The following is a 22,590-nucleotide window of genomic DNA, read 5'->3' on the forward strand; positions in this document are numbered from 1 at the left end:
AGAGGGTAGCCGACTGCACCCTCTCTTCAGGGATCAGAACTATTTAAGATCAGCGGTTAAAGTAACCTGAGTTTCAGGGTCTACTTCATCTATATGGTGCTGATAGTTGGGGTGATCCACACCAACGGCAAGGGCCGCGCCCGCTTTAAGTGTCGCAATCATCTCATCAGTTAATTCAAAACGCATGAAGTGGACGGCACTGGTCTTCTCTTCAGTACTGCGTTCTAAATCTTCATCGGCTATCGCAAACACCTTTTCATGGCCGAATACCTGAACATAGGTTTTGTGTTCAAGCCCGACCAACTTACCCAGTGCCACTTTGCGCTCGTCTGGATCGGCAAATTCAATGAGCTGTGTACACTTCAGGTTGGTCCCATCAGGAATCAGCGGGTTGTAGGCATCCAACTCATCTTGAATACCCTCTTCATCGAAGGTTTTCTCGATACGAAGCATCTCTTGGATCTGGTAGCGGATGGTCAACTCATCTTCAAACTGAAGCGTGACGTTGGGACCAATAAAGACCGTTCTTCGACGGCGGTGCTCCAGTGCCTTTTTACGAAATTCAGGACGTTCTTTGTGGTAGGTTTCCAGCGACATTAACGAGTCGCGTACTAATTGGGTCATACTCTACTCCTTAAATGCCATAAGCCTTGCGCAATAGTGATATTGGGTGTGACTTTTCTGGCTGCTTATCGTGATTTTTATCGATACCTTGTGCGATGTGAGCTCCTCCCAATGGGCAGTCACTCGAAATATAATCCGGATCAAAATCAGCCATCTGACGGAATACCGGCTTACCTATCTTCATCGCTTTTTCATGAAACTCTTTCTTAACACCGTAGGTGCCAGCGTGACCACTGCATCGCTCTACTGTTTTTAGTTCGGTATCAGGAATCTGCTTCAACATCTCTTCGGTTTTCTTACCGACGTTTTGCACGCGACCGTGACAGGGAACATGGTAAGAGACTTTACCTAGTCCTTGTTCAAACTCCGCTTTCAATAGACCATCTTTTTGACGTGCGATCAGGTATTCAAACGGATCCCAAAATGCTTCCTGGACCAACTTAACCTCTTCGTCATCCGGGTACATTAGTGGCAGCTCTTGTTTAAACATCAAGGTACAACTTGGCACAGCCGACGTCAGCGCATAACCCTCTTTGGCTAACTTAGCCAGTTGCGGGATATTGATACGTTTTAGCGAGTCCACCCCTTCAAGATCGCCCTGCTCTAGCTTCGGCATGCCACAGCAGACCTCTTTCTGAGCAAAGGTCCAGGGAATGTCGTTGTGCTCTAGTACGGCAATAAAATCTTCACCAATACCCGGCTCGTTGTAATTGATGTAGCAGGTCGCAAACAGTGCCACTTTTCCGGGTGTGCGTTCACCCGCTACAACGTCAAAAGTCTCATTCGGCTTGGCTTTGCTGCGTAACTTCTTGCTTGCAAATGGAGGTAACCATGCCTCTTCGTCAACGCCTAAGGTCGCAGAGAGTGCTTTGCGTGTCGGCTTCCAATGGTTAACCGTATTAATCGTCTCACTGACAATGGGGATACCGGCTAGCTTACCGGTGGTGTCAGTGCTGGATAAAATCTTGTCGCGCATGGGGAGACCCTTCTCTTTGGTCTCAACCGCTTTAGCGCGCAGCATAAGATGCGGAAAATCTAAATCAAACGGGTGTGGAGGTACGTAAGGGCACTTCGCCATGTAACACATGTCACAGAGGTAGCACTGATCAACAACCTTCTTGTAGTCCTCTTTAGCAACACCATCGACTTCCATAGTTTCGCTTTCATCAATCAGATCAAACAGCGTTGGGAAGGCGTCACATAAACTCAGGCAACGACGGCAACCGTGACAGATATCAAAGACGCGCTCCATCTCTTGGTGAAGGTCATCTTTGTCGTAAAAAGTTGGATTTTTCCAATCCAGAGGATGGCGTGTTGGGGCTTCTAGGTTGCCCTCTTTTTTTGTACTCATAACACTCTCCAGGCAAAGATCGATAGGTCGAACAGCTTGCCCGACCTATCGTAGGCTGATTACGCTTCCGCTTTGTAAGCTTCCAGAGTTTTCTGGAACTTATTAGCGTGACTGCGTTCTGCTTTTGCAAGCGTCTCGAACCAATCAGCAATCTCGTCAAAGCCCTCTTCACGAGCTGCTTTCGCCATGCCTGGGTACATGTCAGTGTACTCGTGAGTTTCACCTGCAATCGCAGATTCCAGTGCTTCCGCCACATTACCTGCAGCTAGACCAGTTTCAGGGTCACCTGAACCACCATCGATTAGGTATTCCATGTGGCCGTGCGCGTGACCAGTTTCACCTTCAGCCGTATTACGGAATACGTTGGCTACTTCTGGAGCACCCTCGATGTCTGCCATGTTGGCAAAATATAGGTAACGACGGTTTGCTTTTGATTCGCCAGCGAATGCTGCCTTTAGATTCTCTTCTGTTTTAGTACCTTTGAGATCCATGATGTTCTCTCCTATTTTTGTTAGCTAACTAAACAGAGCTTGGACAAGAAAATTTCTTGTCTCACTTAAAAATACGCCAGGATCTCAAAATTGGCTTAATTTTAATTTTCTATGGTGCTGATAGATCTTTCCTATTCACCTTTCAACCCTAAAGCTGGCAACATAAAGCGGTCTCTTTAAGAAACGAAAAAGAGAGCTAAAAAGCTCTCTTTAATTAGTAATTCACCAGGCCGCTAAACCAATGCCTGATTTACATGTTCGGGTAGTTAGGGCCACCGCCACCCTCTGGTGCCACCCAACGAATATTCTGCGTGGGGTCTTTGATGTCACAGGTCTTACAGTGCAGGCAGTTGGCTGCGTTAATCTGAAGGCGTGGTTCGGCTTCATCTTCAAGCACTTCATATACACCGGCTGGGCAGTAACGCTGTGCTGGCTCGGCATACAGAGCAAAGTTAACGGTGATAGGAACACTGCTATCCTTCAGCTGTAGGTGACAAGGCTGATCCTCCTCATGCACGGTGTTCGAAATAAACACTGACGAAAGCTTATCGAATGATAGCTTTCCGTCTGGTTTAGGGTAATCGATCTTCGTACACTCGCTTGCTGGACGCAGCATCTCATGGTCGACGTGAGTATCGTGCAGTGTCACTGGGATACGACCACCAAAGATGTTCTGATCCAGCGTATTGAAAGCGCCACCAAGAATTGGACCAAACTTATGTAGAGCTGGGCCAAAGTTACGTGAGCTGTACAACTCTTGGTACAACCAAGAGTTTTTGTAGAGATCATTAAATGTGGTTGCCGTGTTTGACTCTTCAGCAATAGCAGAGACTACCGCTTCGGCCGCCAACATGCCCGACTTCATTGCCGTGTGAACACCTTTGATGCGCGAGAAGTTCAAGGTACCGGCATCACAACCGATCAATAGACCACCAGGGAAGGTCATCTCTGGAAGACAGTTGTAACCACCCTTAGCAATGGCACGTGCACCGTAAGAGACACGAGTACCGCCCTCTAAGTACTGCGCGATTTTCGGGTGGTGCTTCATACGTTGGAATTCATCAAAAGGACTGACCCAAGGGTTTGAGTAGTTCAAATCGACGATTAGGCCCACAACGACCTGATTATTCTCAGCATGGTAAAGGAAGAAGCCACCACTTGTACCGTCACTCAATGGCCAACCAGAGCCATGAATCACCAAGCCCTCTTTATGTTGCGCAGGATCGATATCCCATAGCTCTTTAATACCAAGACCGTAGTGCTGAGGATCTTTGCCCTCATCCAAGTTGAACTGACTGATCAGCTCTTTACCTAAATGACCGCGACAGCCTTCGGCAAAGAGTGTGAACTTAGCCTGCAGCGCCATGCTCGGCACGTAGCTATCTTTCTCTTCACCGTTTTCGCCAATGCCCATCGCACCGGTGAGAACACCTTTGACACTGCCGTCTTCGTTATAAAGAACTTCAGCCGCAGGGAAGCCAGGAAACACCTCAACACCCAAGGCTTCAGCCTGTTCTGACAACCAACGTGACAGATTGCCAACAGAGGCGATGTAACAGCCGTGGTTGTGCATCGTTTTAGGTGCCACAAAGTTAGGCACTGTAATCGATTTTATCTCGTTTTTCAGAAGGACGATTTCGTCTGTTTTCGCTTCAGTGACCAGGGGTGCGCCCTGCTCTTTCCAATCTGGGAAGAGTTCAGTTAACGCTTTAGGATCGACCACCGCGCCTGACAGGATATGACCACCCACCTCAGCCGCTTTCTCAACAACACAGACCATCAGATCAGCATTGAGTTGTTTGATCTTACAAGCAGCTGCAAGTCCCGCAGGGCCTGCACCTACAATTAGGACATCAAAGTCCATTACTTCATAATCCATTGATCTCTCCTAAAACGACTCAATCACTGAAATGTAAATTAAAACTGTTCGTCACTCAGCACAAATGCGGCATCAAGGCCCGTCATAATCGTTTGTGCATGAGCTTCTGCTCGTGGCAAGTAGTGCTCTGCATAAAAGCGCACGGTGGCAACTTTAGCGGCCAAAAACTCATCCGAGTAAGCAGAACCTGCTCCGCTTAAGGCTTTAGCTCGAATGGCCTCTTTTGCCATTAGGTAGGCGCCGGTGAGGTAGCCCATCTGCATTAAGAAATCGAATGCGACCGCACCCATTAAGCTGCGATCGGCAGCAGCACGATCAAGAATAAACTCTCGAATCTCTCGTGCGCGGGCCACGGATGCCACAAAACGATTGGCCATCTTATCAAGTCCGCACGCTCGAAGATCGGCTTCAATAGCCGCCATTTCATCAAGCAGATCCGCTAACGCTGCACCGTTATCGCTCAAGGTTTTACGACCAATCAGATCCAGTGCCTGAATGCCGTTAGTACCTTCATAAATGGCTAAGATACGGGCGTCACGGTAGTGCTGAGCCGCGCCAGCCTCTTCGATAAAGCCCATGCCACCATGAACCTGAATATTCAGAGAGGTCAGTTCATTGGCCATCTCTGTCATCCAGCCCTTCACGATCGGCGTTAACAGTTCAACACGCGCTTTAGCCGCCGTTTGATCACCCTCGATGTGCGAACGATCAATCTCAGCAGCAGCAACTAGGGCCAATGCACGCATCGATTCACAGCCCGAGCGCATCGCCATCAACATGCGACGCACATCGGGATGCTCAATAATAGGGATTTTCGAACCATCTTTACGACTGCCCTGTGTGCGCTCTTTCGCGTAGGCAACCGCTTGCTGATAAGCACGTTCAGAGATCGACAAACCCTGCAGACCCACCGACTGACGTGCATGGTTCATCATGGTGAACATGTAAGCCAAGCCTTTGTTCTCTTCACCGACCAGGTAGCCTACTGCACCGCCATTATCGCCAAAACTCATCGTACAGGTTGGCGAACCATGAATGCCCAATTTGTGCTCTAGAGAGATGCATTTTGCATCGTTTAGCTCTGCAGGCTCTCCGTTCTCATCCAGCAAGAACTTAGGCACGATAAACAGCGAAATCCCTTTTACACCGGCCGGTGCATCTGGAAGTCGCGCCAAGACTAAATGCACAATGTTCGGGGTCATCTGATGATCGCCCCAAGTGATGTAGATCTTCTGGCCTGAGATCAGGTAGTGATCGCCATTCGGTACCGCTTTGGTTGAAACGGCTGCTAAATCTGAACCCGCGTTAGGTTCAGTCAGATTCATGGTGCCGGTCCACTCACCGCTGACTAAGCGCGATAGGTACTGATCTTTTAGCTCATCACTGCCGTGAGCGATCAGTGCTTCAATCGAACCCTGAGTCAACATCGGGCAGAGTGCAAACGCCATATTGGCCGAGTGCCACAACTCATTGACTGCCGTACCTACAACATTTGGCAAGCCCTGGCCGCCAAACGCTTCAGGAGCTGTCAGAGTTGCCCAACCGTTTTCCATATATTGTTGATAAGCATCAGAGAATCCCGGAGTCTCAATAACCTTGTCACCCTCAAGGCGTGCGCCATTTTGGTCACCCACTGCATTGAGCGGAGCCAGTACTTCAGATGCGAGCTTACCCGCCTCTTCAACGACGACATTGGCCAGTTCAAGATTAACTTCATCCAGGCCCATCGCCTGGCAAAGTTGATCGAATTCAACCAATTGATCCAATACAAAAGCGGTGTCCTGTGCAGGCGCGTTATAGATACTCATAGAATAGATTCCCGATTTGGAAAGCGTTGGAAAGCTCTTAAAAACAGAGGGCAGCTAGGCTGCCCTTGTTTGATTTAGATTTTCGATACTAGCTCTGGAAGGATCTCGTGTAGATCACCCACTAGACCGTAGTCTGCAATGCCGAAGATTGGCGCTTCTTCATCTTTGTTAATAGCAACGATAGTGCCTGACTCTTTCATACCTGCAAGGTGCTGGATAGCGCCTGAGATACCTACAGCAATGTATAGCTTAGGCGCTACCATCTTACCTGTCTGGCCAACCTGCATATCGTTTGGCACAAAGCCGCTGTCGACCGCAGCACGTGATGCGCCCACTGCAGCACCAAGCTTATCTGCAAGTTCGAATACCTTAGCGAAGTCCTCTTTAGAACCTACACCACGACCACCTGAAACAACGATATCTGCAGATTCAAGTTCTGGACGATCTGATTCGCTCACCTCTGCACCTACGAAACGTACTTTCGCAGCTGGGACAGTCACTGATGCCGCTTCAACAGCAGCTGAACCGCCATTACCAGCAGCAGCAAATGCAGTACCACGAACAGTCATCACTTTAAGCGCGTCGCTGCTCTTCACAGTCGCGATAGCGTTACCAGCGTAGATTGGACGCTTGAACGTATCTGCATCGATCACTTCGATAACTTCAGATAGCTGATTCACACCGCAAAGTGCAGCAACACGTGGTGCCAAATCTTTACCGAAAGTGCTCGCACCTAAAATAACGTGCGTGTAATCACCTGCAAGCTGCTTAGCGATTGGTGCAACAAACTCAGCAAGTGAGTGTTCAAGAGCAGAATCTTCAACTGTTAGGACACGATCAACACCCGCAACTGAAGCTGCCTGCGCTGCAGCCGCAGCTACAGAAGAACCTACCACTAGCACATCAACTGGCGCGCCTAGTTTAGTTGCAGCAGTCACTGCAGAAAGAGTTGCACCTTTAAGTGACTGACTGTCGTGTTCAGCAATAATCAACGTTTTCATCATCAACTCTCCCTTAAATAACCTGTGCTTCGTTACGTAGCTTGTCGATCAGTGCATCTACTGAATCAACTTTGATACCGCCGCTACGCTCTGCTGGAGTCTCAACAGAGATAAGCTCTACGCTGTTTGTTAGCTCAACGCCAAGGTCAGCTAGAGTCTTAACATCCAGTGGCTTACGTTTAGCCTGCATGATTTTTGGCAGTGCTGCGAAACGTGGTTCGTTCAAACGAAGGTCAGTAGTGATAACTGCTGGAAGATCCATCTCAACAGTCACAAGACCGCCATCCACTTCACGAGTTACCTGAGCTTTACCGTCTGCAATTTTTACTTCAGATGCGAAAGTTGCCTGTGGCACATCTAGAAGAGCCGCAAGCATCTGACCAGTCTGGTTATTATCAGAGTCGATCGCTTGTTTACCAAGAATAAAGATGCCAGCATTTTCAGACTCGTTCACTTTCGCAAGAATGCGAGCAACATCAAGAGAGTTTAGTTTGCCTTCCGCTTCGACCTGCACACCTCGATCTGCACCTAGTGCCATTGCGTAACGCATCTGCTCCTGACAAGACTTGTCACCAATTGAAACCACAACGATCTCAGACACGACACCCGCCTCTTTAAGACGTACAGCTTCTTCAACTGCAATCTCACAGAATGGGTTGATCGACATCTTAGTGTTTGCCAAATCTACATCGCTGTTATCCGCTTTAACGCGAACCTTAACGTTGTAGTCAATAACGCGTTTTACTGCGACTAATGCTTTCATGTTAACTCCTTAAATCCTGGCCACTAAGACCAGTCTACTAAACTGTGTTACAGCGCGTTTGCTTGATCGCGCAGTACGAACTTCTGAATCTTACCGGTCGACGTTTTTGGTAGCGGACCGAAAACAACATTCTTAGGTACTTTGAAACGTGCTAGGTGCTCACGACAGAACTCGATCACATCCGCTTCACTTACCTCTGGCGCACCCTCTTTTAGAGTGACGAATGCACACGGTGTTTCGCCCCACTTCTCATCATTCTTCGCTACAACTGCAGCCTCTTGAATGTGAGGGTGAGAATAAAGAACACCTTCAACTTCGATACTCGAGATGTTCTCACCACCCGAGATGATGACATCTTTCGAACGGTCTTTAATCTGCACGTAGCCATCTGCATGCCATACCGCCAAATCACCCGATGCGAACCAGCCGCCTTTGAATGATTTTTCAGTCGTTGATGGGTTCTTCAGATAGCCCTTCATGACAAGGTTACCTCGCATGAAGATCTCACCCATGGTCTCACCATCTTTAGGCACAAGTTCCATGGTCTCTGGATCCATAACCACCATGCCTTCCATCATTGGCGAACGCACACCTTGGCGAGCTTTAAGCACAGATTTTTCTGCAGGTGATTTTTCATTCCACTCATCTTTCCATGCACAAACAGCACATGGACCATAGGTCTCAGTTAGACCGTAGACATGAGTTACCTCAAAACCAATTGCTTCCATACCAGCGATAACTGGAGCTGGAGGAGCAGCACCCGCGGTCATTACTTTAACTTTGTGGTTGATGCCCGCTTTCATCTCAGCAGGAGATGAGTTCAGCATATTAAGAACGATTGGCGCACCACAGAAGTAGCCAACCTCTTCTTCTTTGATTAGTTCAAAAATCTTATCGGCACGGACATGACGCAAGCTCACACTGACGCCCGCTTGTGCGGCAATGGTCCAAGGGAAACACCAGCCGTTACAGTGGAACATTGGTAGAGTCCAAAGGTACGATGCGTGAATTTCCATACCCCAAGATAACGCATTGCTTGCAGCATTCAGGTAAGCACCACGGTGGTGGTAAACAACACCTTTCGGATCACCTGTAGTACCTGAAGTGTAGTTTAATGAGATCGCATTCCACTCATCAGTAACGCGCGGGAAATCGTATTCCGGATCACCACCAGCGATAAACGCTTCGTAGTCCATCTCACCGATCATCACACCGCCATCATAGCTAGCATCATCAATACCAATCACAAGCGGTTTGTTGTCTAGCATACCTAGAGCAGCCGTAGCCAATTCACCAAACTCTTTATCGACTAGAAATACTTTTGCTTCAGCATGCTGAAGGATAAACGCAACAGCTGCCGCATCTAGACGAGTATTAATTGAGTTGAGTACAGCACCAGCCATTGGTACACCGAAGTGCGACTCAAAATGCTCAGGAAGGTTAGATGCAATGATTGATACAGCCTCACCCTTTTTAACACCCGCTTTATTGAGGGCGCTCGCTAACTGCTTACAACGTGTGAGAGTCTCTAACCAAGTACGACGAACAGCGCCATTCACTGTTGCAGTTCGATCAGGGTAGATGAACGCAGAACGCTCAAGGAAGCTGATAGGTGTTAATGCTGCATAGTTTGCAGAGCATTGATCAAGGTTGGTCTCAAAGGGTGAGTTTTGCATCTAATTTGTTCCCTACATTTTTATTAGTTTAGGCTATCTCTTTGGATAGCTAACATCAACTCGATCACTGAGCATACAACCCTTTAAAGCTGCATGCATCAACTACTGATCATATCGATAAAAACCTACTCCACTCTTACGTCCTAACTGCTGATCAATAACCATTTCACGCAGCATAGGAGCCGGTAGATAACGCGGATCTTTTAACTCAACAAACATCAGATCCAAAATACTTAAACAGGTATCTAGACCGATCATATCTGCAAGCGCCAAAGGCCCCATTGGGAAGCCCGCGCCTAGCGTCATAATCTGATCAACCTGTTCCGCTGTAGCCGTACCCTCTTCAACCACACGAATCGCTTCGTTAATGGTAGGTAGCAAAATGCGGTTTAACACAAACGCCGGGCGATCTTTAACAACCACAGCCGTTTTACCAAGACGCTCTGACAACTCTGTTACAGCAGCAACGGTTTTTTGCGCGGTCGCTTTCGCTTCAATCACCTCAATCAATGGCATAAGCGGCACTGGATTCATAAAGTGCACGCCAATCATGCGCTCTGGATGATCGATAATTGCCGCAAGGCGTCCGATTGAGATAGAGGAGGTATTGCTCGCAAGTATCGCGTCAGACGAGCAGATCTCATTGAGCGAAGAGAAGATACGACGCTTAGTCATCTCATCCTCAGTCACCGCCTCAATTACCAATTCACAATCAGCAACCTGACCCATCTCGGTAGTTACAGATATATTTGGCAGCGGATTAACCTCAGCTGCCAATTTGCCACGCTCTTTAAGCTTAGCGATGCTCGCTTCAGTTGTAGCTAGAGCGGTATCGAGCTGATCCTGTGAGAGATCGACAAGTGTTACGGCAATATCAGCACAAGCGAGCACCTGAGTAATACCTTGCCCCATCTGCCCTGCACCAATAACACCAACACGTTTAATCATCATTCACACTCAAAAACTATATGGAGAAGATTATCTCTAGTTAACCACTAGTAGGAAATGACCATGAAAGACTATTTATTGATATTTTCGGACACAAAATCAATGTATATTGACCAAATAAGACGTTAGTACAACTTAAATAGTTATTTTTTCGGTCAAAAAACATGCGCCATTACGAGAATCACAGTATCTCCTCGCATTTCGCCATCACCACACTGAAATCAGCTTCACGTATGGGACTCGATATTGGCGCACTGCTGCACGACTCTAATCTCGATGGCGAACTGATTGGAAACCCCAAATTTCGGTTAACCCCAAATCAGTTTGGCACACTGTCTCGCCTGACTTGGGAACGTGGTGATGATGAGTTTATGGGTTGCTGTGAACGTCCAGCCAAATACGGAACATTCAGTCTATTTGCGCGCGAAGCAGTGCGAACTCAGAACCTGCGCGACGTATACCAGCACCTTTGCCGATTCTACCGACTTGTGAACGATGGCATTGCACTTAATCTTGAAGTGAGCGATTACCAAGCGACGCTAGAGATGAAGTTTTCGAAGCCGGGGCTGGATCCAGACTACCTGCTTCGTGACTTCTTGATGCTGCTTTGGCACCGTTTTCCGAGCTGGCTGATAGGCCGTAGGATTAATCTATTTGAAGTTCATATGATTGGCCCAAGACCTAGCCATGGCGACGAATATCGTCTGATGTTCCCCTGCCCTGTGAGCTACAATGAATCTGCTAATAGACTTATTTTTGAAATTGAAGCGCTAGACGCTCCAATCATTCAGAACCTAGAGACACTGCGCGAACACCTTCGCAGCGCCCCACTTCAGTGGTTTACTCGCCAAGAGTACCTACCGGTATATACTCGTCGAGTTCGCGACTTTTTAGCGACGATCGAGACAGGTGAGATTGACATGGAGCGCGTTGCCGACGAGTTAAATATCACAGTCCGCACGCTTAGACGTAAACTAGAGAGTGAAGGCACTCGTTTTCAAGAGATCAAGGATGAACTTCGCCACGATAATGCAGTGCATCTACTTAACCAGTCATCCATGTCCGTACAGGAGATAGCGCAACGCCTAGGTTTTTCAGAAACCGCAGCGTTCACACGCTCATTTAAAAAGTGGACAGGACAAACCCCAAGAGCCTTTAGATCTGGTACAAAGTAAATCCGAAAATATCTCTTTTACACTCTTATAGTGCATGATGAAGACTTATGTCCATTTAAGTTTTGTGTAAAAAACCGTCAATGCCATCAACTGCAGATTGGCACATCATATTTTCAGCCATAACATCGCCAGCAAATGCGTAGGCATCTGATAGAGCCATCTGACGTTGCGGATAGAACATTGCTTTGCCAAAGCGGATTGCATCAGGGCTCTTTTCGGTAATTTTAGCAACCTTGTCGGCCACAGCTTGATCAAGCTCTTCATCATCTACGACCTGACTGACTAGACCCCAGTCATACGCTGTATCAGCATTGATAAAATCACCGGTCACGAGCATATCGAAAGCTCGCTTTGGTGCGATAGATCGAGACAACGCTACCGCAGGAGTCGAACAGAAGAGCCCTAGCTTGATACCCGATACTGCGAAGCGGGCAGAACTTGCCGCAATTACCAAGTCACAGCTAGCAGCCAACTGACATCCTGCGGCAGTCGCAATTCCATGAACCTTCGCTATTACAGGCACAGGAAGCGCCACAATGCTTTGCATTACTTTACCACAACGCCCGAAGAGGTCCTGGTAATAACTCTGCTGAGGATGAGCGCGCATCTCTTTCAGGTCATGCCCAGCACAAAAACCGCGACCGCTACCTGCTATCACCACACAGCGCACACTTTCATCCTGTGCAATATCATCGAGTTCGTGCTGCAGCGCTTCAAGCAATGCTTCAGATAGAGTATTGAAGTGATCAGGGCGATTAAGGGTTAGCTTCACCACACCACTTTTGTCTTCACGTATTAAAACTGTCATCACATCATTCCTCTTATTGTTGGTCTGTGACTAGATTAGTTTTCAGAAACTGTTCGATACTCTCAAGCACCTGCTCTGCATTTGTTCTATGCGGAACGTGAGCACAATCGGGAATTATCACCTGGTCAGAGGGGCCTGCACTCTGATCATGAATATATTGGGGAAATGCCTGCGAGCCATACTCGTCCAATTCACCATGAATAGCGAGCACTGGAGATTTTAGCTCATTAAGCGCATCGGTTAGACGCCATTCAGCGAAGTCAGGATTTAGCCACACATCGGTCCAGGCACTAAGTACCCACCGAGCATTCGCACCATGCCAACGTTCAAGCTTTTCGAGCTGACCATCCTGCGTAAAGAGTAACTTTGCTTCGCTGATAGATTTAAGCGTCTGCTTCTCCACAAAAGCCTGTGCTGCAATCGTAATTACCGCCAAACAATCAGGGTCCGAAGCACCAATTTCCACAGCCATCGCACCTCCCACTGAGTGGCCCAAAACTAGATACTCTTTAAACCCTAAAGCAGTTTTAATTTGTGGAAAGTAGTGCTTAGCTTCTTCAGCTATAAAGTCGAGGTTAGGTAATACTGCTCTGGAGTCGGAGTTTCCAAATCCGAGACGGTCATATGCGATAATAGGTCGTTGGAGTCGTTCGAGAAGCTGTTCTGGAAATTCACGCCACAAGTTAACCGAACCAAGGGAATCATGCATAAGTACCAGGGGCGCAATTTCGGGATATAGCTCTGCCCCCCAGATCTTTATGCTAACCAGCCCCTGATCGGTAGTGACCTGTTTCTCCACCCTATTACTCCTGCAACTCTGCTAAATTCTTGAATAGCTCTAGAGCGCGCGGATTCGCTAGCGCTTCCACATTATTAACCTTTTCGCCTAAGACAGTTTTGCGCACGGCCAGTTCGACTATCTTACCGCTAATTGTGCGAGGGATTTCGGAAACCTGAATAATTACAGCAGGCACATGACGCGGCGTTGTATTTTTTAGAATCTGCTGTCGAATCTTCAGTTTGAGCTCATCATCCAGTCGAAAATCTTCACGAAGCACGACAAATAGAACGACCCTCGTATCATCTCTGTACGGCTGCCCAATACAGACACTCTCGAGCACCTCTCCTAACTGCTCAACTTGACGATAGATCTCAGCTGTTCCTATACGCACACCGCCAGGATTCAATACTGCATCAGATCGCCCATGAATTATTAAACCGCCCTGCTTCGTAATTTCGCCGTAGTCACCATGAGCCCAGATATTCTCAAATCGATCAAAATAGGCAGAACGATACTTCACTTGGCCGGGGTCATCCCAAAAACCGATTGGCATTGATGGAAAGGGGTCGCAGCAAACCAGCTCTCCCTTCTGTTCAACTACTGTTTCGCCTCCATCGTCGAGTATTGCCACAGCCATACCCAAACCGCGACACTGCAACTCGCCAGCGTATACAGGCAAAATTGGACAGCCGAGTGCGAAGCAGGAAATAATGTCTGTACCTCCAGAGATAGAGGCGAGTAAAAGATCTTCTTTAATGTCACGGTATACATATTCGAAGCTCTCATTGCTAAGAGGAGAACCCGTCGATAGTATCGTTCGTAGTTGCGATAGATTATGAGACTCACGCGGCTTAAAGCCAGTCTTTTCCAGCGCTGCCAAATATTTAGCGCTCGTACCAAAGATAGTCACAGACTCCTGTTCCGCTATATCCCACAACACGCGAGGTCCAGGAGCGAAGGGAGAGCCATCGAACAACATTAGTGTGGCGCCTGTAGCAAGACCACTCACTAACCAGTTCCACATCATCCAGCCACAAGTTGTGTAGTAAAAGAGGGTATCCTCGCGCCTCAGATCAGTGTGTAACTGATGCTCCTTAAGATGCTGCAAAAGTGTCCCACCGATGCCATGCACTATGCATTTTGGCTGGCCAGTAGTGCCTGATGAATACATAATATAAAGCGGATCATCAAAGGCCATTCGCTCAAACCTGATGTCGGAAGCTGTCTTATCAACAAAGTCTTCCCAGTGCAACGCCTTGCTAATCACAGAGAGTTCAACGTACTCGTCAATGTAGGGAATCACTACCAACTGCTCTACAGACGGTAAAGCATCTACAAGCTGTGCGCTCTTTTCCCACGTTTCGATACGTTTGCCGTTATAGAGATAGGCACTAACGGTGAAAAGAACTTTAGGAGCAACCTGACCAAATCGATCGAGAACCCCCTGAAAACCAAAATCCGGAGAGCAGGATGTCCAGGTTGCACCTAGACTTGTTGCAGCCAGCATAGCAACGCAGGTCTGCGGCAGATTTGGTAAGAAACCAGCAACTACATCGCCCTTCCCAACACCAAGATTACGCAGAGCGGATGCACATTGAGCAACACTAGTATACAAATCAGAGTAGCTTAGGCTCTGTCGCCCACCCTGCTCATTGCGAAATAAAATCGCAGTGCGATTATCACGAAACTTAAGCAGATTTTCTGCAAAGTTTAGCTTTGCGCCGGGAAACCAACGCGCTCCAGGCATTTTTTGCCTATCTACCAGATAAGGCTCACGCCCTTTATCGCCTAACACATCAGCCGAGTCCCAAATGTCAGACCAAAACTGCTCAGAGTTCTCAACTGACCATTCGTGAAGTTGAGAATATTCCTGCAGAGTTAATGAGTATTTGCGATTAACGGTCTGCATAAATTGCCACACCTGAGTATGTTCAATCTGGGACTGAGTCGGTTGCCAAAGTTGTTTAGCCATAATAGGAATCTCTTTTGCGCTAAGGCTTATCTTCAGGTCGACGTTTAAGCATATTAGTCACAAGATAGCTCACGACCTTCTCTCTATGCTGATTAAAGCCCTCTATGCGGTAACGTACGATGCCGATGTTTGGTTTTGATTTTGAAGGGTTTAACTCCTCGATCTGCGCTTCACACCTCAAGGTGTCACCTGGACGCACTGGGATCAAAAAACGGAGCTCATCGATTGCTGGCCCACCCATAGAGCAGGCCCTAAAGTGATCCCGCTGAATAAATAGTCTGAAACAGAGGGCAATCGTTTGAAAGCCACTGGCAATCAAACCTCCAAAATGGCTTTCAGCTGCCGCCTGGTTATCTACATGAAAACTCTGCGGATCATACATCATCGCGAAGTCTATAATCTGAGCTTCAGTTAACGTTGCACTGCCGCCTTCGAGGCGCTCTCCAATAGTGAAATCATCGAAATAACGCATAAAATATAGCTCCGTTGCTCTTACTAGATTCTTAGCCCGCCATCCATCTCAACGATTCGACCGGTGAAGAAGTCATTTTCAATAATATATTGTAGAGTGTGAGCCATCTCTTCGGTTTCACCCAAGCGACGTAGCGGTACAGATGAAATCATCCTGTCGATCGCTTCTGGTTTCATCTGCGCAGTCATTTCTGTAGCAATAACACCTGGTGCAATTCCACCAACACGAATCTTATGACGCGCCAACTCACCCGCCCAGCTTGCTACCATTGTTGCAACAGCCGCTTTAGTTGCCGAGTAGTTGGTCTGACCGATATTACCCGCACGTGAAACTGAGGAGATATTTACAATAACGCCGCCTTCACCCTGAACCGCCATAATCGCAGCAGCCTCACGACCACACAGGAAGCTACCAAGCATATTAACGTTCACAACAGACTGGAACTGATCGAGTGACATCTTGTCTTGCAACTCGCCATCCTTAACTTTTATCAACATACCATCGCGCATGAGTCCTGCGTTATTCACTAATCCATTGATCTTTCCAAACTCTGTTTTGATCTTAGCAAAGCAGTCTTCTACCGCGGCCTCATTAGTGATATCGCAAATATATCCTCGCGCTTCACCACCTAAAGCCAGACACGAAGCAACGACTTCCCTGAGGTTTTCTTCACTCAGATCGATAAGAGCCAAACCAGCCCCCTGCCTAGCAAGACTTTCGGCCATTGCTCGGCCAAGTCCACGTCCACCACCGGTAATAACAAACACGTTATTTTTTATTTGCATGTTGATTTCACCCTGTCTTAAATCATTTCAATCGCGACTGCAGTAGCCTCGCCACCACCAATGCAAAGCGAAGCTAAGCCACGCTTTTTCCCGCTCTGTTTTAGAGCATGCAGAAGAGTCACAAGGATTCTCGAGCCGCTTGAACCTATCGGGTGTCCTAGCGCACAAGCACCACCACGAACATTGACTTTAGAACCATCTAAACCTAGTTCACTAATCGCCAACATGGTCACTACCGCGAAGGCTTCATTAATCTCAAAGAGATCAATGGAATTTAGATCCCAGTTAGCACGTTCAGCTGCTTTCTTAATCGCACCGATTGGCGCAATTGTGAACTCCGCAGGTAGTTGAGCATGGGTACTGTGCGAAGCTATCCGAGCCAACGGTGTGAGCCCCTTAGCCTTAGCCGTGGACTCTCGCATAAGTAATAGCGCAGATGCTCCATCAGAGATCGAGCTAGAATTGGCAGCTGTGACTGTGCCATCTTTTTTGAATGCAGGCTTAAGAGAACGGATCTTATCAATACGAGCGTTACCGGGTTGCTCGTCAAAATCGACGATCACCTCTCTCTTACGAGTTTTAACATTCACAGGAACGATCTCTTCTGAAAATTCCTTACGATCTATGGCACCAAGAGCCTTTTCGAGTGAAGCAATCGCGAAGTCGTCCATTGCCTCTCTAGTAACCTGATAATCATCAGCGCTTTTTTGAGCGTAGAGACCCATCAAGCCACCTTCGTAGGCATCTTCAAGACCATCACAAAACATATGATCAATCACCTGTGAATGCCCCATACGCATACCTGAACGCGCATTAGGAAGTATGTATGGCGCCTGGCTCATATTTTCCATACCTCCAGCCACCATAACATCAACCATGCCTGCCGTAAGCTGATCATGAGCCAACATAACCGCTTTCATACCTGATCCACACATCTTATTGATAGTTGTACAGCCGGCAGCATCAGGTATACCAGCCCCGCGTGATGCCTGACGAGCAGGCGCCTGACCAAGGCCTGCTGGAAGGACACAACCCATGACAACTTCATCAACATCGGCTGGTGCTATACCTGCACGTTCGATGACCGCCCTTATCGCCGTAGCCCCAAGCTCTGGCGCCCTCACGTCTGAAAAGACACCCATCATCCCTCCCATAGGAGTTCGGGCTGCACTTACTATTACAATTGGATCTTGGTTCATGGCTTACCTATCTAAATGAAAGTTTACGTAAACGTAATCCTGAGATTAAAAAGAGAGAGGCAGTGCCTCTCAATTAGTTAACTAAAATTCTTCCTCATGAACTTCTGGAATTCACCCACGATTCCGCTACGGAATGCCAGCACACAGACAACGAAAATTAGCCCCATGATGATATGAATGTAATTACCTAACTCACCACCCGAAAGATAGTTCTGAATAGTAACTACAGAAGCTGCCCCAACAAGCGGCCCCAACAGCGTTCCCATGCCACCCAGAAGGGTCATAAGTACAACTTCTCCTGACATATGCCAGTGAGCATCAGATAACGACGCAAGCTGAAACACCAAGGTTTTTGTCGAACCAGCCAAACCAGCCAGACTCGCCGAGATAATAAATGCGACCCACTTATAGTCATTCACATTGTATCCAAGAGAAACAGCACGAGGCTCATTCTCGCGTATCGCTTTAAGTATCTGGCCAAAGGGTGAATGGATAGTACGGTTTATTAACCAGAAGCCGAACAGGAAAATTACCAGAACGGTGTAGTACATATTTAGACTATCACTTAAGTCGATAAAGCCAAATAATTCACCGCGCGGTATACCCTGCATGCCGTTTTCGCCACCCGTAAATGGGGCTTGTAGATAGAAGAAGAAAGCCAACTGCGCGAGCGCTAAGGTCACCATTGCGAAATAGATGCCCTCTCGCTTAACTGCCAACTTACCATAAAGTGCACCAAGCAAGCCTGCGGCAATGGTGCCACAGAGTATGCCTAGCTCAGGCGACAAGCCGGTCTCCATAACCAAGTAGCCAGTTACATAGCCACCGGTACCCAAGAAGGCTGCATGTCCAAATGAGAGCAAACCTACATAACCTAGTAGCAGGTTAAAAGCCATCGCGAACAGACCGAAACACAGCACTTTCATCACAAAAACAGGGTAAAGGAAATAAGGCGCAATCAGACCCAAGGCCACAAGAATAAGTGTCGATTTAGAAATTTTAAACATCTTAACTCCTACGCCTCTTTACCAAAAAGACCCGACGGTTTAAGTAACAGCACGATCACCATTACGACAAAAATAATCGTGGTTGAAGCCTCGGGATAGAAGTACTTTGTTAATCCTTCTAAAATGCCCATTGCCAACCCTGTAAGAATCGCTCCACCAATAGAGCCCATTCCGCCAATAACTACTATCGCAAAAACAACGATTAATAGATCAGCCCCCATGTATGGAGATACCGAATATATAGGGGCAGCCAGTACGCCACCCAAACCTGCAAGGCCAACACCAAATCCAAAGGTCAATGTGACAATCAATGGCACATTGATACCAAATGCCTGCATCAATTTGGGATTTTCAGTGCCTGCGCGTAGATAAGCGCCCAACTTGGTTTTTTCAATCATGTACCAAGTCAAACCACACACAAGTAACGAGACTACGATAATCCACGCACGATAGGTCGGTAGGTACATGAATGGCAGTTTGAAACCGCCTTTTAACTCGGCAGGAATCTTGTACGACAAGCCTGACGAACCAAATATATGAGTAAATACGCCCTGAAGAATCAGCGCTATACCGAAGGTTAGTAGAAGACTGTAAAGATGGTCTTCATTAGAGATGCGGCGCAATAGAAAACGCTCCATTATTACGCCTATTAAACCGACAGCCAAAGGAACAATAAAAAGAGCTGCCCAATAATTGATTCCAAAATACTGAAGCACCATCCATGCCATGAAGGCACCCAGCATATAAAGTGCACCTTGAGCAAAGTTAATAATTTTTAGCAAACCAAAAATTATTGCCAGTCCTAAACTCAGAAGCGCATAAAATGAGCCATTAATAAGGCCGATTAGAAGCTGCCCAAAGAGCCCGAAAACATTAATATCAAAAAGTGACGCCATTACCTTTTCCTTTGAGGGAATGGCTGATGGGTCATAAAACCCATCAGCACACGTTGGTCAGATTACTTCGCTGCGAAGTTACACTGATCCATCATTGGACCAAATGCCTGGTCACCAGGGACGACATTCTGCACTTCGAAGATGTCATCGGCAGAGCTTCGCTCATCACCTTTTTTGATACGCACTTGGTACATATCATGAACCATACGACCATCGGCACGAAGGTATGCATTGCGTGCGAAGAAGTCGTTAGGCTTGTTCTTCTTCATCACAGCCATAACTGCTTCAGCCTCATCAGTACCCGCTTCTTTAACCGCGTTTAGGTAATGCATGACCATAGAGTACTGCCCTGCCTGTCCCATTGCAGGGATAGAACCATGACGCTCTTTAAAACGCTTAGACCATGCACGTGTCTGCTCATCTAGATCCCAATAGAAACCTGTAGTTGTAAGCATTCCTCCAGCAACTTCTGGATCTAGTGCCTGTGCGTTAGGTGTAAATACCAACAGACCAGCTACATCAGCCGATTCAGTCAAACCAAACTCTGCAGCCGCTTGAAGTGAGTTAACGAAATCAGCGCCCGCATTTGCTAGTGCGACAACATCTGCGCCTGACGACTGAGCCTGAAGAATGAATGAAGAGAAGTCCGTTGTACCAAGTGGTGCACGAGCTGCACCTAGCACCTCACCACCATTATCAGTAACAACTTTACTAGCTACACCCTCAAGCGCATGTCCAAATGCGTAGTCAGCAGTAATGAAGAACCATTTCTTCTTACCAGACTGAACCATTGGCTTAACTGTACCGTTTGCTAGTGCAACTACGTTGTAGGTCCAATGAGCGTTGTAAGGTGAACATGCTTTAGTTGTAAAGGCATGCGATGCAGATGTAGAAATAAGAGCAAGCTTACCTTTCTCTTTTGTAACTTCTGTAACAGCACCAGTTACCGAGGATGCCACCAAACCTGAAACAGCATCAACGCCTTCAGTATCAAGCCACTTACGGGTAATTGAAGCACCAACATCGGCTTTGTTTTGGTCATCTGCACTAACTATTTCGATTGGTTTACCTAATACAGTACCCCCAAAATCTTCTACTGCCATCTGAGTAGCAGTAACACAACCAGCGCCACAGATATCAGCGTAAACACCACCCATATCTGCAAGCACACCAATTTTAACAACATCACCACTAATGCCAGCAGCGCTTGCAGCACTGATTGACATAGCCGCACCGATAGCAGTTGCTAATAGCTGAGGTTTAATTGATTTCATGGATATATCCTTCATTTTTATATTTATTAGCCTAAGGGCCGAAGTAACTTCACCGATAGTTCTTGAGGAAATTCAAAAACTGCTCAGTTCGTTTACACACCAAGAAGTGTGTTTAACAGAGGCGTTTTAGCTTCAAGCTCATGCTTAGCGACCTCTTCGACTATATGGCCATGTTCAACCACATAATGCCGATCTGCGATAGGAGCAGCAAAACGGAAGTTTTGCTCTACCAATAGTATTGTTAGTCCGCGACGTTTTAGCTCAACTAGAACCTCACCCAGCTTCTTGACAATTACTGGAGCCAACCCTTCAGTAATCTCATCAAGCAATAGAATATTGGCACCAGAACGCAAAATACGTGCAATCGCCAACATCTGCTGTTCACCACCCGATAAACGAGTGCCCTGACTAAAGCGACGCTCTAAGAGATTAGGAAAGATTTCGTAGATTTCCTCCACACTCATCCCATCACTACGAACTGTCGGTGGAAGCATAAGATTCTCTTCAACATTTAAACTCGCGAAGATGCCACGCTCTTCAGGACAAAACCCAACGCCAAGATGAGCGACACGATGAGCAGGAAGTTCAAGGGTCTCAGTACCATTAATATTGATGCTACCTGTGCGACGCCCGACCATATTCATAATTGAGCGCAACGTCGTTGAACGACCAGAACCGTTACGACCCAGCAGGGTTACAAGCTCACCCTGCATTACATGCAGATCAATACCGTGAAGGATATGAGACTCACCGTAGAAAGCATGCAAATCACGAATCCGGATTTTTTCATTACCAGTCATCATGCTTCAGCCTCCTCTTCGCTAACACCAAGATAAGCTTCTCGTACCCGGCTATCGGCAGAAACAGTTGCATAGTCACCCTCTGTAAGGATAGCGCCTCGCTGTAGCACCGAAATATTATCGGCAAGTTTTGAGACAACATGAAGATTGTGCTCGACCATCAATATCGTTCTATCCTTCGATACCTTTTTAATCAATTCAGCAACCGTCTCAACATCTTCATGACCCATACCCTGAGTTGGCTCATCCAGCAACATCAACTCAGGATCTAGCGCCAACGTAGTTGCAATCTCAAGTGCTCGCTTGCGACCGTATGGCTGATCAACCGTTAAAGAGTTCGCATGGTCCGCCAATCCAACCGAATCTAATAGCTCGATAGCTCGATAGCTCGATCATTTAATCGATCTAAAACTTTCTCAGACTTCCAAAAATGAAAGCTATTACCCTCTTTGCGCTGCAATGCAATACGAACATTTTCCAGGACTGTCAGGTGAGGGAATACCGCAGAGATCTGAAAAGAACGAATCACGCCACGACGTGCAATTTCAGCGGAACGCATATTCGTAATGTCGTTGCCATTAAAAAGAATCTGCCCCGAGGTCGGGATCAAAAATTTGGTTAACAGATTGAAGACCGTGGTTTTACCAGCCCCGTTAGGACCAATAAGCGCATGAATACTTCCGCGCTCAATGTTCAAGTTCACATTATCTACAGCAGTGAATCCCTTGAACTCTTTAATCAGATTCTTCGTCTGCAATACGTAATCGGCACTCATGAAGCTTAGCTTTTCCCGTCTATTCGATGTTGTTTTTATTGCAGCACAGCATGAGAAAACGACTTTCAAAATGCTTTAGCTTGAGCGTAAACTTAGCAAGTAATA

General features: G+C 47.2%; 20 protein-coding genes and 1 pseudogene. 1 reads left to right on the top strand and 20 read right to left on the bottom strand.

All coding sequences use genetic code 11. From position 1 onward, the window contains the following. Positions 1 to 39 precede the first annotated feature (39 nt). The 9 genes from XMD530_RS05845 to XMD530_RS05885 all read right to left on the bottom strand — a co-directional run bounded on the left by XMD530_RS05845 (position 40) and on the right by XMD530_RS05885 (position 10,544). Positions 40 to 624: a DUF3501 family protein gene (locus tag XMD530_RS05845; protein WP_173494627.1), complete on the bottom strand. Its 585-nt coding sequence runs from the start codon at positions 622 to 624 to the stop codon at positions 40 to 42. Positions 625 to 634: 10 nt separating this feature from the next. Then, on the bottom strand, positions 635 to 1,975 hold the full coding sequence (locus XMD530_RS05850; protein WP_173494626.1) for a heterodisulfide reductase-related iron-sulfur binding cluster: 1,341 nt from the start codon (positions 1,973 to 1,975) through the stop codon (positions 635 to 637). Between the two features lie 59 nt (positions 1,976 to 2,034). After that, positions 2,035 to 2,466, bottom strand: coding sequence for a rubrerythrin family protein (locus XMD530_RS05855; protein WP_173481720.1), 432 nt, complete (start codon positions 2,464 to 2,466; stop codon positions 2,035 to 2,037). Between the two features lie 250 nt (positions 2,467 to 2,716). Beyond that, positions 2,717 to 4,345 (bottom strand): electron transfer flavoprotein-ubiquinone oxidoreductase, encoded by a 1,629-nt coding sequence (locus XMD530_RS05860; protein WP_173495334.1) that lies wholly within the window; start codon positions 4,343 to 4,345, stop codon positions 2,717 to 2,719. A 38-nt stretch (positions 4,346 to 4,383) separates the two neighbouring features. Continuing rightward, the gene (locus tag XMD530_RS05865; RefSeq protein ID WP_173482579.1) at positions 4,384 to 6,153 is read right to left on the bottom strand and encodes an acyl-CoA dehydrogenase; all 1,770 of its coding nucleotides are present in this window, start codon (positions 6,151 to 6,153) and stop codon (positions 4,384 to 4,386) included. Positions 6,154 to 6,227: 74 nt separating this feature from the next. Further along, a complete protein-coding gene (locus tag XMD530_RS05870) occupies positions 6,228 to 7,154 on the bottom strand; it encodes an electron transfer flavoprotein subunit alpha/FixB family protein (RefSeq protein WP_173495335.1) in 927 nt (308 codons plus the stop codon). Between the two features lie 13 nt (positions 7,155 to 7,167). Further along, positions 7,168 to 7,917, bottom strand: coding sequence for an electron transfer flavoprotein subunit beta/FixA family protein (locus XMD530_RS05875; protein WP_173481716.1), 750 nt, complete (start codon positions 7,915 to 7,917; stop codon positions 7,168 to 7,170). Positions 7,918 to 7,964: 47 nt separating this feature from the next. Continuing rightward, on the bottom strand, positions 7,965 to 9,593 hold the full coding sequence (locus XMD530_RS05880) for an acyl-CoA synthetase (protein ID WP_173506885.1): 1,629 nt from the start codon (positions 9,591 to 9,593) through the stop codon (positions 7,965 to 7,967). 102 nt (positions 9,594 to 9,695) lie between these two features. Further along, positions 9,696 to 10,544, bottom strand: coding sequence for a 3-hydroxyacyl-CoA dehydrogenase family protein (locus XMD530_RS05885; RefSeq protein ID WP_173506886.1), 849 nt, complete (start codon positions 10,542 to 10,544; stop codon positions 9,696 to 9,698). A gap of 161 nt (positions 10,545 to 10,705) precedes the next feature. On the opposite strand from XMD530_RS05885, the gene XMD530_RS05890 reads away from it, so the two are divergent. Further along, entirely contained in the window at positions 10,706 to 11,716 is a 1,011-nt protein-coding gene (locus XMD530_RS05890; RefSeq protein WP_173506887.1) for an AraC family transcriptional regulator, read from the top strand. A 55-nt stretch (positions 11,717 to 11,771) separates the two neighbouring features. Here XMD530_RS05890 and XMD530_RS05895 read toward each other — a convergent pair whose 3' ends face one another. The 11 genes and pseudogenes from XMD530_RS05895 to XMD530_RS05945 all read right to left on the bottom strand — a co-directional run bounded on the left by XMD530_RS05895 (position 11,772) and on the right by XMD530_RS05945 (position 22,485). Then, positions 11,772 to 12,527, bottom strand: a complete 756-nt coding sequence (locus XMD530_RS05895) for an enoyl-CoA hydratase (RefSeq protein ID WP_371731736.1) — start codon at positions 12,525 to 12,527, stop codon at positions 11,772 to 11,774. Between the two features lie 10 nt (positions 12,528 to 12,537). Then, the gene (locus XMD530_RS05900; protein ID WP_217363843.1) at positions 12,538 to 13,323 is read right to left on the bottom strand and encodes an alpha/beta fold hydrolase; all 786 of its coding nucleotides are present in this window, start codon (positions 13,321 to 13,323) and stop codon (positions 12,538 to 12,540) included. Between the two features lie 4 nt (positions 13,324 to 13,327). After that, positions 13,328 to 15,277 carry an acetoacetate--CoA ligase gene (locus XMD530_RS05905; RefSeq protein WP_173481711.1) on the bottom strand — a complete coding sequence of 650 codons (1,950 nt, stop codon included), beginning with the start codon at positions 15,275 to 15,277 and terminating at the stop codon, positions 13,328 to 13,330. A gap of 19 nt (positions 15,278 to 15,296) precedes the next feature. Further along, positions 15,297 to 15,749, bottom strand: coding sequence for a MaoC family dehydratase (locus XMD530_RS05910; RefSeq protein WP_173506223.1), 453 nt, complete (start codon positions 15,747 to 15,749; stop codon positions 15,297 to 15,299). Positions 15,750 to 15,772: 23 nt separating this feature from the next. Next, on the bottom strand, positions 15,773 to 16,534 hold the full coding sequence (locus XMD530_RS05915) for an SDR family oxidoreductase (RefSeq protein ID WP_173506222.1): 762 nt from the start codon (positions 16,532 to 16,534) through the stop codon (positions 15,773 to 15,775). Between the two features lie 17 nt (positions 16,535 to 16,551). Then, the gene (locus XMD530_RS05920; protein ID WP_173506221.1) at positions 16,552 to 17,733 is read right to left on the bottom strand and encodes an acetyl-CoA C-acyltransferase; all 1,182 of its coding nucleotides are present in this window, start codon (positions 17,731 to 17,733) and stop codon (positions 16,552 to 16,554) included. 77 nt (positions 17,734 to 17,810) lie between these two features. Next, positions 17,811 to 18,740, bottom strand: a complete 930-nt coding sequence (locus tag XMD530_RS05925; RefSeq protein WP_173506889.1) for a branched-chain amino acid ABC transporter permease — start codon at positions 18,738 to 18,740, stop codon at positions 17,811 to 17,813. 8 nt (positions 18,741 to 18,748) lie between these two features. Further along, complete coding sequence (locus tag XMD530_RS05930; protein ID WP_173506890.1) at positions 18,749 to 19,636, bottom strand: branched-chain amino acid ABC transporter permease; 888 nt, start codon at positions 19,634 to 19,636, stop codon at positions 18,749 to 18,751. A 62-nt stretch (positions 19,637 to 19,698) separates the two neighbouring features. Further along, complete coding sequence (locus tag XMD530_RS05935; protein ID WP_173506891.1) at positions 19,699 to 20,910, bottom strand: ABC transporter substrate-binding protein; 1,212 nt, start codon at positions 20,908 to 20,910, stop codon at positions 19,699 to 19,701. A gap of 92 nt (positions 20,911 to 21,002) precedes the next feature. Next, positions 21,003 to 21,713, bottom strand: coding sequence for an ABC transporter ATP-binding protein (locus tag XMD530_RS05940; RefSeq protein ID WP_173506217.1), 711 nt, complete (start codon positions 21,711 to 21,713; stop codon positions 21,003 to 21,005). Continuing rightward, positions 21,710 to 22,485 (bottom strand): annotated as a pseudogene (locus XMD530_RS05945) (ABC transporter ATP-binding protein). The gene XMD530_RS05940 and the pseudogene XMD530_RS05945 overlap by 4 nt, the downstream one beginning before the upstream one ends. Between the last annotated feature and the right edge of the window lie 105 nt (positions 22,486 to 22,590).

Source organism: Marinobacterium sp. xm-d-530, from assembly GCF_013283365.1.
Taxonomy (GTDB): domain Bacteria; phylum Pseudomonadota; class Gammaproteobacteria; order Pseudomonadales; family Balneatricaceae; genus Marinobacterium_E.

What these genes read in the sequence shown, in the direction of transcription:
- XMD530_RS05915 (WP_173506222.1), bottom strand. Translation starts at nt 16,534, where the DNA reads ATGCAAATAAAAAATAACGTGTTTGTTATTACCGGTGGTGGACGTGGA.
- XMD530_RS05890 (WP_173506887.1), top strand. Translation starts at nt 10,706, where the DNA reads ATGCGCCATTACGAGAATCACAGTATCTCCTCGCATTTCGCCATCACC.
- XMD530_RS05855 (WP_173481720.1), bottom strand. Translation starts at nt 2,466, where the DNA reads ATGGATCTCAAAGGTACTAAAACAGAAGAGAATCTAAAGGCAGCATTC.
- XMD530_RS05925 (WP_173506889.1), bottom strand. Translation starts at nt 18,740, where the DNA reads ATGTTTAAAATTTCTAAATCGACACTTATTCTTGTGGCCTTGGGTCTG.
- XMD530_RS05865 (WP_173482579.1), bottom strand. Translation starts at nt 6,153, where the DNA reads ATGAGTATCTATAACGCGCCTGCACAGGACACCGCTTTTGTATTGGAT.
- XMD530_RS05850 (WP_173494626.1), bottom strand. Translation starts at nt 1,975, where the DNA reads ATGAGTACAAAAAAAGAGGGCAACCTAGAAGCCCCAACACGCCATCCT.
- XMD530_RS05910 (WP_173506223.1), bottom strand. Translation starts at nt 15,749, where the DNA reads ATGCGTTATTTCGATGATTTCACTATTGGAGAGCGCCTCGAAGGCGGC.
- XMD530_RS05930 (WP_173506890.1), bottom strand. Translation starts at nt 19,636, where the DNA reads ATGGCGTCACTTTTTGATATTAATGTTTTCGGGCTCTTTGGGCAGCTT.
- XMD530_RS05935 (WP_173506891.1), bottom strand. Translation starts at nt 20,910, where the DNA reads ATGAAATCAATTAAACCTCAGCTATTAGCAACTGCTATCGGTGCGGCT.
- XMD530_RS05920 (WP_173506221.1), bottom strand. Translation starts at nt 17,733, where the DNA reads ATGAACCAAGATCCAATTGTAATAGTAAGTGCAGCCCGAACTCCTATG.
- XMD530_RS05905 (WP_173481711.1), bottom strand. Translation starts at nt 15,277, where the DNA reads ATGGCTAAACAACTTTGGCAACCGACTCAGTCCCAGATTGAACATACT.
- XMD530_RS05870 (WP_173495335.1), bottom strand. Translation starts at nt 7,154, where the DNA reads ATGAAAACGTTGATTATTGCTGAACACGACAGTCAGTCACTTAAAGGT.
- XMD530_RS05940 (WP_173506217.1), bottom strand. Translation starts at nt 21,713, where the DNA reads ATGATGACTGGTAATGAAAAAATCCGGATTCGTGATTTGCATGCTTTC.
- XMD530_RS05880 (WP_173506885.1), bottom strand. Translation starts at nt 9,593, where the DNA reads ATGCAAAACTCACCCTTTGAGACCAACCTTGATCAATGCTCTGCAAAC.
- XMD530_RS05860 (WP_173495334.1), bottom strand. Translation starts at nt 4,345, where the DNA reads ATGGATTATGAAGTAATGGACTTTGATGTCCTAATTGTAGGTGCAGGC.
- XMD530_RS05885 (WP_173506886.1), bottom strand. Translation starts at nt 10,544, where the DNA reads ATGATGATTAAACGTGTTGGTGTTATTGGTGCAGGGCAGATGGGGCAA.
- XMD530_RS05875 (WP_173481716.1), bottom strand. Translation starts at nt 7,917, where the DNA reads ATGAAAGCATTAGTCGCAGTAAAACGCGTTATTGACTACAACGTTAAG.
- XMD530_RS05845 (WP_173494627.1), bottom strand. Translation starts at nt 624, where the DNA reads ATGACCCAATTAGTACGCGACTCGTTAATGTCGCTGGAAACCTACCAC.